General features: G+C 52.1%; 16 protein-coding genes and 4 tRNA genes. 9 read left to right on the plus strand and 11 right to left on the minus strand.

The window, feature by feature from the left end; genetic code table 11:
- Together FDX14_RS17905 and FDX14_RS17910 are read left to right on the plus strand one after the other, a co-directional pair.
- Positions 1-416 (plus strand): PfkB family carbohydrate kinase (locus tag FDX14_RS17905; RefSeq protein WP_170973599.1); only part of this gene is annotated, 416 nt, incomplete at its 5' end.
- Positions 413-652 (plus strand): hypothetical protein, encoded by a 240-nt coding sequence (locus FDX14_RS17910; protein ID WP_038642483.1) that lies wholly within the window; start codon positions 413-415, stop codon positions 650-652. The genes FDX14_RS17905 and FDX14_RS17910, both read left to right, overlap by 4 nt.
- A 62-nt stretch (positions 653-714) precedes the next feature.
- Here the strand turns inward: FDX14_RS17910 and crr are convergent, their stop codons facing one another.
- The 5 genes from crr to cysZ form a co-directional block, all read right to left on the minus strand.
- A complete protein-coding gene (gene crr, locus FDX14_RS17915; protein ID WP_000522253.1) occupies positions 715-1,224 on the minus strand; it encodes a PTS glucose transporter subunit IIA in 510 nt (169 codons plus the stop codon).
- A gap of 40 nt (positions 1,225-1,264) precedes the next feature.
- Positions 1,265-2,992: a phosphoenolpyruvate-protein phosphotransferase PtsI gene (gene ptsI, locus FDX14_RS17920; RefSeq protein WP_003038080.1), complete on the minus strand. Its 1,728-nt coding sequence runs from the start codon at positions 2,990-2,992 to the stop codon at positions 1,265-1,267.
- A gap of 45 nt (positions 2,993-3,037) precedes the next feature.
- Positions 3,038-3,295, minus strand: a complete 258-nt coding sequence (ptsH, locus tag FDX14_RS17925) for a phosphocarrier protein Hpr (RefSeq protein WP_002913505.1) — start codon at positions 3,293-3,295, stop codon at positions 3,038-3,040.
- Between the two features lie 383 nt (positions 3,296-3,678).
- Entirely contained in the window at positions 3,679-4,650 is a 972-nt protein-coding gene (cysK, locus tag FDX14_RS17930; protein ID WP_003038091.1) for a cysteine synthase A, read from the minus strand.
- 163 nt (positions 4,651-4,813) lie between these two features.
- Positions 4,814-5,575, minus strand: coding sequence for a sulfate transporter CysZ (gene cysZ, locus FDX14_RS17935; RefSeq protein ID WP_137350002.1), 762 nt, complete (start codon positions 5,573-5,575; stop codon positions 4,814-4,816).
- 230 nt (positions 5,576-5,805) lie between these two features.
- On the opposite strand from cysZ, the gene zipA reads away from it, so the two are divergent.
- From zipA to FDX14_RS17950, 3 genes are all read left to right on the plus strand, one after another.
- On the plus strand, positions 5,806-6,819 hold the full coding sequence (zipA, locus tag FDX14_RS17940; protein ID WP_042306945.1) for a cell division protein ZipA: 1,014 nt from the start codon (positions 5,806-5,808) through the stop codon (positions 6,817-6,819).
- 71 nt (positions 6,820-6,890) lie between these two features.
- Positions 6,891-8,906: an NAD-dependent DNA ligase LigA gene (gene ligA / locus FDX14_RS17945; RefSeq protein WP_042306947.1), complete on the plus strand. Its 2,016-nt coding sequence runs from the start codon at positions 6,891-6,893 to the stop codon at positions 8,904-8,906.
- Between the two features lies 1 nt (position 8,907).
- Complete coding sequence (locus FDX14_RS17950; protein WP_003038102.1) at positions 8,908-9,126, plus strand: DUF3820 family protein; 219 nt, start codon at positions 8,908-8,910, stop codon at positions 9,124-9,126.
- Here the strand turns inward: FDX14_RS17950 and FDX14_RS17955 are convergent.
- Positions 9,123-10,121 carry a bile acid:sodium symporter family protein gene (locus FDX14_RS17955; protein WP_042306950.1) on the minus strand — a complete coding sequence of 333 codons (999 nt, stop codon included), beginning with the start codon at positions 10,119-10,121 and terminating at the stop codon, positions 9,123-9,125. The genes FDX14_RS17950 and FDX14_RS17955 overlap by 4 nt on opposite strands.
- 89 nt (positions 10,122-10,210) lie before the next feature.
- On the opposite strand from FDX14_RS17955, the gene FDX14_RS17960 reads away from it, so the two are divergent.
- Positions 10,211-11,137 carry a LysR family transcriptional regulator gene (locus FDX14_RS17960; protein ID WP_042306952.1) on the plus strand — a complete coding sequence of 309 codons (927 nt, stop codon included), beginning with the start codon at positions 10,211-10,213 and terminating at the stop codon, positions 11,135-11,137.
- Here the strand turns inward: FDX14_RS17960 and FDX14_RS17965 are convergent.
- On the minus strand, positions 11,128-11,469 hold the full coding sequence (locus FDX14_RS17965) for a FlxA-like family protein (protein WP_042306953.1): 342 nt from the start codon (positions 11,467-11,469) through the stop codon (positions 11,128-11,130). The two genes, FDX14_RS17960 and FDX14_RS17965, sit on opposite strands and share 10 nt — an antisense overlap.
- A 290-nt stretch (positions 11,470-11,759) precedes the next feature.
- On the opposite strand from FDX14_RS17965, the gene xapA reads away from it, so the two are divergent.
- From xapA to FDX14_RS17980, 3 genes are all read left to right on the plus strand, one after another.
- Positions 11,760-12,593 (plus strand): xanthosine phosphorylase, encoded by an 834-nt coding sequence (xapA, locus tag FDX14_RS17970; RefSeq protein WP_042306955.1) that lies wholly within the window; start codon positions 11,760-11,762, stop codon positions 12,591-12,593.
- Positions 12,594-12,650: 57 nt separating this feature from the next.
- A complete protein-coding gene (locus FDX14_RS17975) occupies positions 12,651-13,907 on the plus strand; it encodes a nucleoside permease (protein ID WP_042306957.1) in 1,257 nt (418 codons plus the stop codon).
- A gap of 101 nt (positions 13,908-14,008) precedes the next feature.
- Positions 14,009-14,893, plus strand: a complete 885-nt coding sequence (locus FDX14_RS17980; RefSeq protein ID WP_042306959.1) for a LysR family transcriptional regulator — start codon at positions 14,009-14,011, stop codon at positions 14,891-14,893.
- A gap of 149 nt (positions 14,894-15,042) precedes the next feature.
- Here the strand turns inward: FDX14_RS17980 and FDX14_RS17985 are convergent.
- The 4 genes from FDX14_RS17985 to FDX14_RS18000 all read right to left on the minus strand — a co-directional run bounded on the left by FDX14_RS17985 (position 15,043) and on the right by FDX14_RS18000 (position 15,442).
- Positions 15,043-15,118: transfer RNA gene (locus tag FDX14_RS17985), tRNA-Lys, on the minus strand.
- 4 nt (positions 15,119-15,122) lie between these two features.
- Positions 15,123-15,198 (minus strand) — tRNA-Val (locus FDX14_RS17990).
- A 46-nt stretch (positions 15,199-15,244) separates the two neighbouring features.
- Positions 15,245-15,320, minus strand: a tRNA-Val gene (locus tag FDX14_RS17995).
- Positions 15,321-15,366: 46 nt separating this feature from the next.
- Positions 15,367-15,442: transfer RNA gene (locus FDX14_RS18000), tRNA-Val, on the minus strand.
- Positions 15,443-15,541 lie beyond the last annotated feature (99 nt).

Below are 15,541 nucleotides of genomic sequence, written 5' to 3' on the forward strand. Positions count from 1 at the left end.
GTTGTCTGGTGATTCAGGGGGCCAGTCTACTGACGCCGAACGTATTCGAGCTGCAAATGCTGAGCGGAAAGCCGTGTCGTACGCTTGATGAAGCAATCGCAGCGGCAAAATCTCTGCTTAGCGACACACTGAAATGGGTGGTGATCACCAGCGCGCCGGGTGATAGCGAAGAAGTTATTAATGTGGCGGTAGTGACGGCTGAAACGGTTGAGGTGTTCGCTCACCTGCGGGTGAAGACGGATTTAAAAGGCACCGGCGATCTGTTCTGTGCTGAACTGGTGAGCGGCATTGTGCTGGGGAAAGAGCTGACTACGGCGGCATACGATGCCGCGCAGCGCGTGCTGGACGTCATGAGCTGGACGCATCAGTGCGGTTGTGATGAATTAATTCTGCCACCGGCAGGGGAGGCGCGATGAAGAGTTATCGGCTGGTGGTTCGCCAGCATGGACGTTTAGTCGGGCATTTTGATACCAGTGGGACAGAGGCGCTGGAAGATATTTGCGTAGCGCGGGCGATGTTTGGTATTGCGGGTGGGTATGATTGTGAACTGCTGGTGTCTGATTCCGAAAGGCGGATGCTGGAAAGTGGACCGGAAGGGATGAAAATCCTGATGCGCGAGGCGTGTTATCGGCCGATGACCTCACAAATTTAACGCCGCCATCCGTTAGATAAAAAAATGGCGCCATCTGGCGCCATTCTTCTCTGCGGCAAGAATTACTTCTTGATGCGGATAACCGGAGTTTCACCCACGGTCACGCTACCGGACAGTTTGATCAGCTCTTTGATTTCGTCCATGTTGGAGATAACAACCGGAGTCAGGGTAGACTTGGCTTTTTCTTCCAGCAGCGGCAGATCGAATTCAATAACCGGGTCGCCCACTTTAACGCGCTGACCTTCTTCAGCGATACGCTTGAAGCCTTCGCCTTTCAGTTCAACGGTATCAATACCGAAGTGAACAAACAGCTCAATGCCGCTGTCGGATTCGATAGAGAAAGCGTGGTTGGTTTCAAAGATTTTGCCGATGGTGCCATCAACAGGGGCGACCATTTTATTACCGGTTGGTTTGATAGCGATGCCATCACCAACGATTTTTTCAGCAAAAACTACATCCGGCACGTCTTCGATGTTGACGATCTCGCCAGAGAGCGGAGCAACAATCTCAATAGTTCCGGTGTCTTTCTTATCATCAGAAACCAGAGATTTCAGTTTATCGAACAAACCCATGATCTTCTCCTAAGCAGTAAATTGGGCCGCATCTCGTGGATTAGCAGATTGTTTTTTCTTCAATGAACTTGTTAACCAGCGTCATTAACTCGTCCGTTGTCGGTTGAGCAAGAGCCTGCTCTGCTAACACCTTCGCATCTTCGAAGTTCGTGTTACGGATAATCTTCTTAATGCGCGGGATAGAAATGGCGCTCATAGAGAATTCGTCCAGACCCATCCCCAGCAACAGAAGTGTAGCACGTTCGTCGCCTGCAAGCTCACCACACATGCCAGTCCATTTGCCTTCAGCATGAGAAGCATCAATAACTTGCTTGATCAGCGTCAGCACAGATGGCGACATCGGTTGGTAAAGGTGTGAAATCATATCATTACCACGGTCAACTGCCAGGGTGTACTGCGTTAAATCATTGGTGCCGATACTAAAGAAATCAACTTCTTTGGCTAAATGACGCGCAATCGTTGCCGCAGCCGGTGTTTCCACCATCACGCCAATCTCAATGCTTTCGTCAAATGCTTTACCTTCGTCGCGCAGTTCCTGTTTGTAGATTTCAATCTCTTTGCGCAGTGCACGCACTTCTTCAACAGAGATGATCATCGGGAACATGATGCGCAGTTTACCGAAAGCAGAGGCACGCAGGATAGCGCGAACCTGGTCACGCAGGATCTCTTTACGATCCATGGCGATACGCACGGCGCGCCAGCCCAGGAACGGGTTCTCTTCTTTCGGGAAGTTCATGTACGGCAGCTCTTTGTCGCCGCCGATGTCCATGGTACGGACGATGACCGCCTGAGAGCCACAGGCTTCCGCCACGGCTTTATACGCAGCGAACTGTTCTTCTTCAGTCGGCAGCGATTCACGGTCCATGAACAGGAATTCGGTGCGGTACAGACCAACACCTTCAGCGCCGTTACGCTCAGCGCCTTCAACGTCACGAACGGTACCGATGTTGGCGCAAACTTCAACCTGATGTCCGTCCAGCGTGATAGCCGGCAGATCTTTCAGTTTTGCGAGTTCCGCTTTCTCGGTCGCAACCTGCTCCTGAACGGCACGCAGTTGCTCGATAACGTCGTTGGTCGGATTGACGTAAACCTGGTTGTTTACGGCATCCAGAATCAGATAATCGTCGTTTTTCACCTGAGAGGTGACGCTACCCGTACCGACGATGGCAGGCAGTTCCAGGGAACGCGCCATAATGGAGGTGTGGGAAGTACGTCCACCCGCGTCAGTGATGAAACCCAGTACCTTGTTCAGGTTCAGCTGTGCGGTTTCAGACGGGGTCAGGTCTGCGGCAACCAGGATAACTTCTTCCTGGATAGCGCTCAGGTCAATAATTGCCAGACCCAGAATGTTACGCAGCAGGCGTTTACCGATGTCACGTACGTCAGCCGCACGTTCTTTCAGGTATTCATCATCCAGCTCTTCCAGGGCTGTGGCCTGACCTTCGATAACTTCATGCGCAGCTGCATCAGCCGTCATGTGCTTATCTTTAATCAGGGCTATGATTTCCTGCTCCAGCTCCTCATCTTCGAGCAGCATGATATGCCCTTCAAAGATGGCTTCTTTTTCTTCACCGAACGTTTCACCAGCTTTGGTTTTGATCGCTTCCAGTTGCGCAGATGCCTTGGCACGACCGCTCAGAAAACGTTCAACTTCCTGATCAACCTTGTCGGCAGAAATTTTTTTCCGGTCAATGACGATTTCGTCTTCTTTCAGCAGCAATGCTTTGCCGAAAGCGATACCCGGGGATGCTAAAATGCCTGAAATCATAACCCTACCTTACTTGTGACTGATATTTAAAAGAACTCGTTGAACTTACTCGAGTTCAGCCATCAGTTTTACCAGATGCTCAACTGCTTTCTGCTCGTCTTCACCTTCTGCGGACAGGGTGACAACGGTACCCTGAGTCAGGCCCAGAGTCTGCAGTTTAAACAGGCTTTTGGCGCTAGCGCTTTTGCCGTTGGAAGTCACAGTAATTTCAGAAGTAAAACCTTTTGCTTCTTTAACAAACTGAGCAGCAGGGCGAGTATGCAGACCGTTCGGAGCGGTAATGGTAACTTCTTGCTGGAACATTATATTTCCCCAACTTATAGGTTTAGTGTTGTGGAACTAAAGTCTAGCCTGGCGGCTCAACTTTAGCCTGTATTGTTAGCATCGGCGTAAACTGGACGCGACACAAAAGGAGTTCGGTGCAATCCGTTGCTGGCAACTTCTTGCCGCTGACGTTTCGTTCGTCATTAAACATTATGCAGCGAAAGGAAGAGTTGAACCAAATCATAAAATCGATTCAGCTAGCGCTTTTCCTGTAACGATTAATTTCGCGCATCAAAATAATTAGCTTGGTTAAATACCAGTTCCGGCGGGTTGAATCAATGCCAGGAGAGTTGAAACTTTGAAGCAGGCCACAAAAAAGCACCCAAAAGGGTGCTTTTTTACGCGTTTTTAACATGCTGGCATTACTGTTGCAGTTCTTTCTCAGTGAAGAGATCGGCAAACAGTGCAGTGCTCAGATAACGCTCACCCGATGACGGTAGAATAACCACTATATTCTTATTGGTAAAGGTTTCATCTTCCTGGAGCTTAAGCGCGGCAGCAACCGCGGCACCGGAAGAGATCCCCGCCAGAATACCTTCTTCTTCCATCAGGCGACGCGCGGTAGAAATAGCTTCATCGTTGGTGATGGCAACGACTTTATCGATAAGCTTCAGATCAAGGTTACCTGGAATGAAGCCTGCGCCGATACCCTGTATTTTATGCGGGCCTGGTTTGAGTTCTTCGCCCGCCAGGGCCTGGGCGATAACCGGTGAGTCGGTCGGTTCTACCGCGACGGTGATCAGATCCGTTTTACCTTTGGTGCCTTTAATGTAACGGGTCACGCCAGTCAGCGTACCGCCGGTGCCGACGCCGGAAATAAAGACATCAACCTGGCCATCGGTATCTTCCCAGATTTCCGGGCCGGTGGTTTTTTCGTGGATTTCCGGGTTGGCCGGGTTGCTGAACTGCTGCAGCAACAGGAATTTTTCCGGATCGCTGGCCACAATTTCTTCCGCTTTCTGGATCGCGCCCTTCATCCCTTTTGCGCCTTCGGTCAGCACCAGATTCGCGCCCAGCGCTTTTAACAGCTTGCGGCGCTCAATGCTCATGGTTTCCGGCATGGTTAACGTCAACTTGTAACCACGTGCGGCGGCAACGTAGGCCAGCGCAATCCCGGTGTTGCCGCTGGTCGGTTCAACCAGCTCAACGCCCGGTTTCAGCACCCCACGTTTTTCGGCATCCCAAATCATATTGGCACCGATACGGCATTTAACGCTAAAGCTCGGGTTACGTGATTCCACCTTCGCCAGAATGCGTCCGTTACCGATACGGTTCAGTCGAACCAGCGGCGTATGACCGATAGTCAGCGAGTTGTCTTCAAAAATCTTACTCATGGCCTGTCCTTAACTGTATGAAATTGGGATACCGCTTCAGCATACCTGTTGAGAAAGTATGGGGAAGTAAGGAAATCGCATATCTATATGCTGATGGGAAATAATGCCTTGCAGTATGGAATAAGAGCGGGCATAAGCCAGCCCGCTTTTACACATTTTTGCATTACTTCCATAACGCGTGCTTAGCACGATAGCAGTCTACCCACATCGCCGTGGCGCCACAAACCGCCACCGGCATGATGAACAGATTGAGCACCGGGATCATGGTGAACAGGCTGGTCAACGCGCCAAACTGCATATTGGTCACCTTACGCGTACGCAGCGCAATGCGCATTTCCTTAAAGGGAACCTTATGGTTATCAAACGGATAATCGCAATACTGAATGGCCAGCATCCACGCGCTGAACAGGAACCACAGCACCGGGGCGACGGTCTGTCCAATGCCGGGAATAAAATAGAGGATCAGCAACACGAAAGCGCGCGGGAGATACCACGCCAGCTTTTGCCATTCACGCTTCATAATGCGTGGAACGTCTTTCATGATGCCGAGAACGCCAGTGTCGGGTGGCGTTGCGCCCGTTAAGCGCGCTTCAAGTTGCTCCGCCAGTAAACCGTTAAACGGTGCGGCAATCCAGTTGGCAATGGTGGAGAACAAGTAGCCGAACACTAACAGTACGGAGATGGTGACGATCGGCCACAGTAAATAGCTGAGCCATTGAAGCCAGTCAGGTACGTGGCTCATCAACGCAGGGATCCAGCTATCGAGTTGGGTAAATAACCACCAGAATGCGCCGCCCATCAACAGGATATTCACCAGCAAAGGCAGAATAACAAACCGACGAATGCCCGGTTGGGAGATGAGCTTCCATCCCTGAGAAAAGTAATAAAGGCCGCTGCGAGGTACAACTGCAGATGATGAAACCATGGTCAGGACATACTCCTTGTTATATAAGCTCTGGTAAACCTGGTGTATCTTACCGGGTTGTTGAGCGTTAAGCTGTTCGGAAATGTTCGAAAAAACAGCAAAAAGCACAATTTTGTTCATCTTTATGCCGTGAAAGCCAAGAGTGCACTTGCACTTGGCGTAATCGACAAATACTCTTAGTGAGTAAATGTTTGCCGTGGTGGCAAGGTGTTAGAACAACAGAGAATATAATGATGCAGGATTTGCGTCTGATATTAATCATTGTTGGCGCGATCGCCATAATCGCTTTACTGGTACATGGTTTTTGGACTAGCCGTAAAGAGCGGTCTTCTATATTCCGCGATCGCCCACTGAAACGCATGAAGTCTAAACGTGAAGACGAGGATTCGTTCGACGACAACGTCGAGGAAGACGAAGGCGTGGGCGAAGTTCGCGTTCATCGTGTGAATCATGCTCCCGGTAACGCGCAGGAACATGGTGTTCCTCCTCAGTCGCCGCAACACCAGTACCAGCCGCCTTATGCGTCTGCTCAGCCGCGTCCAACCGCGCAGCAGCCTGCACAAGAGCCGGTACCGCCGCCGCATGTTCAGCAGCCGCCTCAGCCTGTTCAACCGCAACAGCCTGTGCAACATCAGCCTGTTCAGCCGCAACCGGTGCAACAGCCGGTGCAGCATCAGCCTGTTGCCCCTCAGGTTCAGCAGCCGGTGCAGCAGGCTCCGCAACCTGCGCCACAAACCTTCCAGCCAGCAGAGCCTGTCGTTGAACATCAACCGCAGCCTGAGCCGGTAGTCGAAGAAGCGCCTGTTGCAGAAAAACCGCAGCGTAAAGAAGCGGTCATCATTATGAACGTTGCGGCCCACCATGGTAGCGAGCTCAACGGTGATGTGCTGCTTAACAGCATTCAGCAAGCCGGTTTTAAATTTGGCGATATGAATATTTTCCATCGCCATTTGAGCCCGGATGGTAGTGGTCCGTCGCTGTTCAGTCTTGCCAACATGGTTAATCCTGGGACGTTTGACCCGGAGATGACGGGCGACTTCAGCACGCCTGGCGTGACTATTTTTATGCAGGTTCCGTCCTATGGCGACGAGCTGCAAAACTTTAAGCTGATGCTGCAGTCCGCGCAGCACATTGCTGATGAAGTTGGCGGTGTGGTGCTCGACGATCAACGTCGTATGATGACGCCGCAGAAACTGCGCGAATATCAGGACCGCATCCGCGAAGTTAAAGAATCTCACGCCTGATTTACTTCTGGCGTGACATCTCCTTGCTAAACCCCCGCCTGTCGGGGGTTTTTTATCATTGATGGTGCGATATGGAATCAATCGAACAACAACTGACAGAACTGCGAACCACGCTTCGCCATCATGAGTATCTCTACCATGTGATGGACGCGCCGGAAATTCCCGATGCGGAATATGATCGTCTGATGCGCGAACTGCGCGAGCTGGAAGCGCTGCACCCGGACCTGGTTACCCCTGACTCGCCAACCCAACGCGTTGGCGCCGCTCCGTTGTCGGCGTTCAGCCAGATTCGCCATGAAGTGCCAATGCTGTCGCTGGATAACGTGTTTGATGAGGAGAGTTTTCTCGCCTTCAACAAGCGCGTGCAGGACCGACTGAAGAGCACCGATAAGCTGACCTGGTGCTGTGAACTGAAACTGGACGGCCTGGCGGTCAGTATCCTGTATGAAAACGGCGTGCTGGTCAGCGCCGCAACGCGCGGTGATGGCACCACGGGGGAGGACATTACCTCTAACGTGCGCACTATCCGCGCGATCCCGTTAAAACTGCGTGGCGAAAATATTCCCGCCCGTCTGGAAGTGCGCGGGGAAGTGTTCCTGCCACAGGCCGGATTTGAAAAAATTAATGAAGAAGCCCGCCGCACTGGCAATAAAGTGTTTGCTAACCCGCGCAACGCGGCAGCCGGGTCATTACGTCAGCTTGATCCACGTATCACGGCGAAGCGACCGCTTACTTTCTTCTGCTATGGCGTTGGTGTGCTGGAAGGCGGCGTGCTGCCTGATACTCACCTCGGCCGTCTGCTGCAATTTAAAGAGTGGGGACTGCCGGTAAGCGACAGGGTAGCGCTGTGTGACTCACCGGAGGAAGTACTCGCTTACTATCACAAGGTTGAAGAAGACCGACCGACGTTGGGCTTCGATATTGACGGTGTGGTGATTAAAGTCAACTCCATGGCGTTGCAGGAGCAACTGGGCTTTGTCGCTCGCGCGCCGCGCTGGGCAGTGGCTTTTAAGTTTCCGGCGCAGGAGCAGATGACCTTTGTACGCGAGGTTGAGTTTCAGGTCGGACGTACCGGGGCGATTACGCCCGTCGCTCGTCTTGAGCCGGTTCAGGTTGCCGGGGTTCTGGTCAGTAACGCCACTCTGCATAATGCCGATGAAATCGATCGTCTGGGGTTGCGTATTGGCGATAAAGTCGTTATTCGCCGGGCGGGCGATGTGATCCCGCAGGTCGTCAACGTGGTGCTTTCCGAGCGCCCGGAAGAGACGCGTGAAATCGTGTTTCCACAGCATTGTCCGGTGTGCGGGTCTGATGTTGAACGTGTGGAAGGCGAAGCGGTCGCTCGCTGTACCGGTGGCCTGATTTGCGGGGCACAGCGTAAGGAATCGCTGAAACATTTCGTTTCCCGCCGTGCGCTCGACGTTGACGGTATGGGCGACAAAATTATCGATCAACTGGTCGAGAAAGAGTATGTCCATACGCCAGCAGATCTCTTCACCTTGACGGCAGGCAAGCTGACCGGGCTCGATCGGATGGGGCCGAAGTCGGCGCAAAACGTGGTGAATGCGCTGGAAAAAGCGAAAGAAACGACGTTTGCCCGTTTCCTCTACGCGCTGGGCATTCGTGAAGTCGGCGAGGCCACAGCCGCAGGTCTGGCGGCGTATTTCGGCACGCTTGAAGCGCTGGAAGCGGCCTCTATTGACGAGCTGCAAAAAGTGCCGGATGTCGGCATTGTGGTGGCGACGCACGTGTTTAATTTCTTTGCCGAAGAGAGCAACCGCGAGGTGATAGGCCAGTTACTGGCGCAGGGCATTCACTGGCCCGCGCCAGTGGTTATCAACGCTGAGGAAATCGACAGCCCCTTCGCGGGCAAAACGGTGGTGCTGACCGGAAGCCTGAGCCTGATGTCGCGTGATGACGCCAAAGCACGGTTGACCGAACTGGGCGCGAAAGTGGCCGGTAGCGTGTCGAAGAAAACCGATCTGGTTATTGCCGGCGAAGCGGCGGGTTCGAAACTGGCAAAAGCGCAGGAACTCGGTATTAGCGTGATTGATGAAGCTGAAATGATCCGCTTACTGGGTGCCTGAGATGGAAAAAGAGCAGCTGGTTGAAATCGCCAACACCGTGATGCCCTTTGGCAAATATAAGGGGCGTCGGCTGATTGATGTCCCGGAAGAGTATCTGCTGTGGTTTGCCCGTAAGGATGAATTCCCGCCGGGTAAACTGGGCGAGCTGATGCAAATCACGCTGCTGATTAAAACTGAGGGGCTGACGCAACTGGTGCAGCCCCTGAAACGCCCGCTTTAAGCTTTTGCGGCGGGGCTTTTCTGCTGCGCCTGCAATGCGTCCGTCTGTTGCTTGTAGCGACGGGCCAATACGGCGCAGACCATCAGCTGAATTTGATGGAAGATCATCAACGGCAGCACCATCATGCCAATCACCGAAGTCGGGAACAGAATATTTGCCATTGGGATCCCATTCGCCAGGCTCTTTTTCGAACCGCAGAAGACAATGGTGATTTCATCGGCTTTATTGAAGCCGCATTTCCGGGCAACAAAGACGTTTATGCCAATCACAATTGCCAGCAGAACGATGCTGACCACGCTGATAAAAAGCAGTGAGCCAATTCCTACTTTGTGCCAGATCCCGTTAACGACGGCTTCGCTAAAGGCGGAGTACACCACCAGTAAAATGGAGGATTGGTCCGTTTTGGCGATCCATTTTTTATGTCGTGATACCCAGTTACCAATCCATGGACGCGAAAGATGTCCCAACACGAATGGCAGCAGCAGTTGCAGCATAATTTTCCCCACCTGCTCCAGGCTGCCTTCCGCGCCGTGCATATTCATCACCAGGCCTACCAGCAGTGGTGAAAGGAAAATACCCAGCAGGCTGGAGGCCGAAGCGGAGCACACGGCGGCGGCGACGTTACCTCCGGCCAGCGATGTAAAGGCGATGGCCGACTGCACCGTGGCCGGCAAAATACACAGATACAGGAAACCGGAATACAGCATCGGGTCAACATTGACCGGTGCCCACCACGCGAACAGAACACCCAATACCGGGAAGACGACGAAAGTGCTGCACATGACCCACAGATGCAAACGCCAGTGGCTACCACCGGCAATAATGGCCTCACGCGACAGCTTTGCCCCGTGCATAAAAAACAGCAGGGCAATGGCGGCGGTGGTTAAGCCTTCAAAAAAAGGGACAAAACCGCCCTCGGCCGGGAAAAAGGAAGCCAGTAAAACGACGGTAATTAGCGTTATCGTGAACGGATCAAGAATACGAAATAGTTTCATAAAAGCTCCTGAAATTCGGTAGGAACATTTTGCGTTTTTCCGTTTGAGAAATAAAATTGATTTATTGCATCCATATATGAATCGAATAGATGAATTACTCTCTGCGTCAGCTCCGTATTTTTGTTACCGTCGCTCAGGCTAAAAGTTTTAGCCGGGCGGGGGATATCATTGGCTTAAGCCAGTCGGCAGTCAGCCATAGCGTTAAAGAGCTGGAAGGGCAGACGGGCGTCCGGTTATTAGATAGAACAACGCGAGAAGTGGTACTGACAGAAGCCGGGCATCAGTTGGCGGCACGACTGGAGCGTATTCTGGATGAACTGCACAGCACCCTGCGTGAAGCAGGCCAGGTGGGGACACAGTTAACCGGAACGGTGCGCGTTGCCGCCAGCCAGACGATCTCCGCGCACCTGATTCCACAGTGTATTGCCCAGAGTAATCAGCTTTATCCTGCGATCGATTTTGTGCTGCACGACAGGCCACAGCAGTGGGTGCTGGAAAGCATTCGCCAGGGAGAAGTCGATTTTGGCATTGTGATTGATCCTGGTGCTGTGACCGATCTGCAGTGTGAAGCCGTACTGTCCGAACCTTTCCTGTTGCTGTGTCGGCAGGATCATCCGTTAGCCCAGCGGGAATGGGTAAACTGGCAGGATCTCTATCATGAGCGTCTGGTGCTACAGGATTACGCTTCCGGCAGTCGACCGCTGATCGATGCGGCGCTGGCCCACTTTTCGATTGATGCCAATATTGTTCAGGAGATTGGTCACCCGGCTACGTTGTTTCCGATGGTAGAGGCGGGCATTGGTATCAGCGTACTGCCCGCGCTGGCGCTTCCTCTGCCACAGGGCAGCCATTTGCAGGTAAAACGCCTGACGCCGGTTGTGGAACGACAATTGATGCTGGCACGACGTAAAAATCGTTCTTTATCGACTGCAGCCCAGGCGCTGTGGGACGTAGTGCGGATGCAGGCCAGTGAATTAACCGCCGGTCGTGCCCGAGATCCGTTGTATCAGATATAAATATCGACCTGATGTTGGCCGGTAGCATTGTTGACGCCCTCAGCTTTTCTTTGATCGGCGCTTTGCTTTTGCTGTGACTCCTCGGCCTGCTGGCGCAACAATTGAGCCAGCTGTGCTTGTAACATCTTGATTTGAGTCTGAATAAGCTCTTGCTGCTCGCGTTTCTGCTCAACACTGCCACTGCTATTGGGGATATCTTTGAGCTGCTGGGTTAGCTTGGTTATCTTTTGGGTGATTTGTGCAATTTTTGCGGAGATGTCATTCCCGGCTGATGCTTTTCCACCGCCGCTACTGCTTTGAACAGTTGGGGTGGAAACGTTGATAGTTGTCATACGGATTCCTCGTGCCATAAAACATGAGTATCGGCATCAGCGAACAGAACTTCAGCGACAATACGGCCGAGTGGAGTTTAATCATTAAAATCCCAAACCTTCATGTATCTGTATTCCTGTGCCATTTCTGGCTCGAAAATAATGTGATTTCAAGCTGATTTAGTGCAACTCATCGATACAGATTTACTATCGCTTATCGGGATAAACGGTATTGGTAATCGATTGCGTAGTCCCGCTATAACAGTCCGGTACGCGATGTTATTTCGATTACTCAGTATTAAGGATATCTCATGAGCCACTCTCTTTTCTCGCAAAATCCCTGGTACAGCGCCGATATTATTCGTAGCTATAAGCCGGATTTCACTCCACGTGTCGCTTTTATTCTTGGCTCAGGCCTGGGCGCGTTGGCGGATCAAATTGAGGATGCGGTGGCCATCTCTTACGAGAAACTTCCCGGGTTCCCGGTGAGCACCGTTCACGGTCATGCCGGTGAACTTGTGCTGGGAAATCTGGCGGGCGTACCGGTGGCCTGTATGAAAGGTCGCGGGCATTTTTATGAAGGGCGCGGTATGACGGTGATGACCGATGCCATTCGCACACTGAAGCTGCTGGGCTGTGAACTGTTATTTTGTACTAATGCCGCAGGCTCCCTCCGCCCTGAAGTTGGGCCAGGTAGTCTGGTTGCGCTTAGCGATCACATCAATACGATGCCTGGTACACCGATGGTGGGACTTAACGATGAGCGTTTTGGCGAGCGATTCTTTTCGCTGGCGAATGCCTATGATGCTGAATATCGTGCAATCCTACAAACCGTTGCCGCAGAAGAAGGTTTCCCGCTGAGCGAAGGCGTATTTGTCTCTTATCCGGGGCCAAATTTTGAAACCGCGGCAGAAATTCGCATGATGCAAATCATTGGTGGCGATGTGGTGGGGATGTCGGTGGTGCCTGAAGTTATCTCTGCACGCCACTGCGGTCTGAAAGTGGTTGCGGTCGCAGCTATCACTAACCTGGCTGAAGGGTTGGGCGATGTGAAATTATCTCACGCGCAGACGCTGGCGGCAGCTGAACTTTCTCGGCAGAATTTTATCAATCTGATCTGCGGCTTTTTGCGCAAACTGGCCTGAATAATTAGAAAATGACCCCGCTTGCGGGGTCTTACTTTTTTGGCAAGGAACGGGAAAATGGGTATCGCATCTCGCTTAAAGCTCATGTCGTTTTTGCAATATTTCATCTGGGGAAGCTGGCTGGTCACCCTGGGTTCTTACATGATTAATACCCTTGATTTTACCGGCGCGAATGTGGGTATGGTCTACAGTTCAAAAGGGCTGGCGGCGATAATCATGCCGGGCATTATGGGGATCATCGCCGATAAATGGCTACGCGCCGAACGCGCCTATATGCTTTGTCATCTGGTCTGCGCGGGGGTGTTGCTATACGCCACCACCGTTACTGATCCCCAGACGATGTTTTGGGTGATGTTGGTTAACGCGATGGCATATATGCCGACGATTGCGTTATCGAACAGCGTCTCATACTCATGCCTTGCACAATCGGGTCAGGATCCGGTCACCGCTTTCCCCCCCATTCGCGTGTTTGGCACTATAGGGTTTATTGTGGCCATGTGGACGGTGAGCCTGATGGGACTGGAGCTCAGCAGTGCGCAACTGTATATCGCTTCTGGCGCATCGTTATTGCTGGCGCTGTATGCGTTGACGTTGCCGAAAATTCCGGTTGCAGAGAAGAAAGCGAACACAACGCTTGCCAGCAAGCTTGGGCTGGATGCTTTTGTTTTGTTTAAAAATCCACGCATGGCTATCTTCTTTTTGTTTGCGATGATGTTGGGGGCGGTACTGCAAATCACTAATGTTTTCGGCAATCCGTTCCTGCATGATTTTGCCCGTAATCCTGAGTTTGCCGACAGTTTTGTGGTGAAGTATCCCTCTATCCTGCTTTCAGTTTCGCAGATGGCGGAAGTGGGCTTTATCCTCACCATCCCGTTCTTCCTCAAACGCTTTGGTATTAAAACGGTAATGCTAATGAGCATGCTGGCGTGGACGCTGCGCTTTGGTTTTTTTGCCTTTGGCGATCCGTCCCCGGTCGGCTTTGTTATGCTGCTGATGTCGATGATTGTCTACGGTTGCGCGTTTGATTTCTTCAATATTTCAGGATCGGTGTTTGTAGAGCAGGAAGTGAGTTCTAACATTCGCGCCAGTGCGCAGGGGCTATTTATGACGATGGTCAACGGCGTGGGCGCTTGGGTGGGTTCAATCCTGAGCGGGATGGCGGTAGATTACTTCTCTGTCGATGGCGTTAAGGATTGGCAAACCATCTGGCTGGTGTTTGCCGCGTATGCGTTAGCGCTTGCGGTTATCTTTGCGTTGTTCTTCAAATATAAACATGACCCTGAACGGCGGGTGCAGAAATCACTGGCACATTAACGTGACATTAGCGGCGGGGTCCTGATACCTGCCGTTTCATGTTCTGCGCTGCGATGTGGTAACTTTGCGCATTATCCTTTGTCCTCAGGAGCGCACTATCCATGGAACGCACGCACCGTATCGATCTGAAGTTACTGCGTTATTTTCTTGCTGTCGCAGAAGAACTGCATTTTGGACGCGCTGCTGCTCGCCTGAATATGTCGCAACCACCGCTCAGTACGCATATTAAAGAGCTGGAACAACAGCTCGGCACTTTGCTATTTATCCGACATTCTCGCAGTGTAGCCTTAACTCACGCCGGAAAAATTTTGATGGAAGAGTCGCGCCGATTGCTATCCAGTGCGAATCAGGCGCTGGCGAGAGTCGAGCAGATTGGTCGCGGCGAGGCGGGGCGGATTGAGCTTGGTGTTATCGGGACGGCGATGTGGGGGAAAATGCGCCCCGTGATGCGGCGTTTCTTAAAAGATAACCCTAACGTTGAGGTGCTGTTTCGCGAGAACATGCCTGCAATGCAGATGACGATGCTGGAACGACGTGAACTGGATGCGGGAATTTGGCGGATGGCCACTGAGCCTTCTCCTGGATTTACCAGCCTGCGTTTGCACGAATCCTCTTTTCTGGTGGCGATGCCAGAAGAGCATCCCCTGGCTGAACTTGCCGCGATACCATTGGAAGCGTTGCGGAACGAATATTTTGTCACAATGCCGTCCATTCATACCGACTGGGCATTTTTACAGCGCGTTTGCCAAAGCGCCGGATTTTCGCCAATGATTATTCGCGAGGTGAAGGAGCCGCAAACGGTGTTGGCGATGATCAGTATGGGGGTTGGAATTACGTTGATTGCAGACAGTTATGCGCAGATGAGCTGGCCGGGTGTGGTGTTCCGTCCGTTAGAGGAACGTATTCCGGCAGATTTGTATATTGTGTATGACCAGCAACAGGCGACGCCAGCACTGGAGAAACTGGTGGCAGCGTTAACGGTATGATGACTGTGCCGGATGGCGACTAAAGTCTTATCCGGCCTACGTGTCAGGCCGTCTGTAGGCCTGATAAGCGCAGTGCATCAGGCAAGCAGATTCTGAATCGTTGAATTTTGCGCATAGCAAAAAGGCGCCTTTAGGGCGCCTTTTTACATTGGTGGGTCGTGCAGGATTCGAACCTGCGACCAATTGATTAAAAGTCAACTGCTCTACCAACTGAGCTAACGACCCGAAGTGGTGGGTGATGACGGGATCGAACCGCCGACCCCCTCCTTGTAAGGGAGGTGCTCTCCCAGCTGAGCTAATCACCCACTTCGGTACTTCACATTTTAACAAGAAATCCAGCTGGCGAGAAAGTGGTGGGTGATGACGGGATCGAACCGCCGACCCCCTCCTTGTAAGGGAGGTGCTCTCCCAGCTGAGCTAATCACCCACTTCTCAATTTCTTGTTTTACACGGCGGAGACTACATAAAGTAGTTGGTGGGTGATGACGGGTTCGAACCGCCGACCCCCTCCTTGTAAGGGAGGTGCTCTCCCAGCTGAGCTAATCACCCCCGCTGTGTGGAGTCGCATTATAGGGAGAGTTGAAAATGAGTCAACGCATTTTCTAAAGAAATTGTTCGTTCGTCGTAAATTTAAACAAAACGATCGCA

The organism is Citrobacter sp. wls710, from assembly GCF_005281115.1.
Lineage (GTDB): Bacteria > Pseudomonadota > Gammaproteobacteria > Enterobacterales > Enterobacteriaceae > Citrobacter > Citrobacter werkmanii.

What these genes read in the sequence shown, in the direction of transcription:
- FDX14_RS17910 (WP_038642483.1), top strand. Translation starts at nt 413, where the DNA reads ATGAAGAGTTATCGGCTGGTGGTTCGCCAGCATGGACGTTTAGTCGGG.
- crr (WP_000522253.1), bottom strand. Translation starts at nt 1,224, where the DNA reads ATGGGTTTGTTCGATAAACTGAAATCTCTGGTTTCTGATGATAAGAAA.
- ptsI (WP_003038080.1), bottom strand. Translation starts at nt 2,992, where the DNA reads ATGATTTCAGGCATTTTAGCATCCCCGGGTATCGCTTTCGGCAAAGCA.
- ptsH (WP_002913505.1), bottom strand. Translation starts at nt 3,295, where the DNA reads ATGTTCCAGCAAGAAGTTACCATTACCGCTCCGAACGGTCTGCATACT.
- cysK (WP_003038091.1), bottom strand. Translation starts at nt 4,650, where the DNA reads ATGAGTAAGATTTTTGAAGACAACTCGCTGACTATCGGTCATACGCCG.
- cysZ (WP_137350002.1), bottom strand. Translation starts at nt 5,575, where the DNA reads ATGGTTTCATCATCTGCAGTTGTACCTCGCAGCGGCCTTTATTACTTT.
- zipA (WP_042306945.1), top strand. Translation starts at nt 5,806, where the DNA reads ATGATGCAGGATTTGCGTCTGATATTAATCATTGTTGGCGCGATCGCC.
- ligA (WP_042306947.1), top strand. Translation starts at nt 6,891, where the DNA reads ATGGAATCAATCGAACAACAACTGACAGAACTGCGAACCACGCTTCGC.
- FDX14_RS17950 (WP_003038102.1), top strand. Translation starts at nt 8,908, where the DNA reads ATGGAAAAAGAGCAGCTGGTTGAAATCGCCAACACCGTGATGCCCTTT.
- FDX14_RS17955 (WP_042306950.1), bottom strand. Translation starts at nt 10,121, where the DNA reads ATGAAACTATTTCGTATTCTTGATCCGTTCACGATAACGCTAATTACC.
- FDX14_RS17960 (WP_042306952.1), top strand. Translation starts at nt 10,211, where the DNA reads ATGAATTACTCTCTGCGTCAGCTCCGTATTTTTGTTACCGTCGCTCAG.
- FDX14_RS17965 (WP_042306953.1), bottom strand. Translation starts at nt 11,469, where the DNA reads ATGACAACTATCAACGTTTCCACCCCAACTGTTCAAAGCAGTAGCGGC.
- xapA (WP_042306955.1), top strand. Translation starts at nt 11,760, where the DNA reads ATGAGCCACTCTCTTTTCTCGCAAAATCCCTGGTACAGCGCCGATATT.
- FDX14_RS17975 (WP_042306957.1), top strand. Translation starts at nt 12,651, where the DNA reads ATGGGTATCGCATCTCGCTTAAAGCTCATGTCGTTTTTGCAATATTTC.
- FDX14_RS17980 (WP_042306959.1), top strand. Translation starts at nt 14,009, where the DNA reads ATGGAACGCACGCACCGTATCGATCTGAAGTTACTGCGTTATTTTCTT.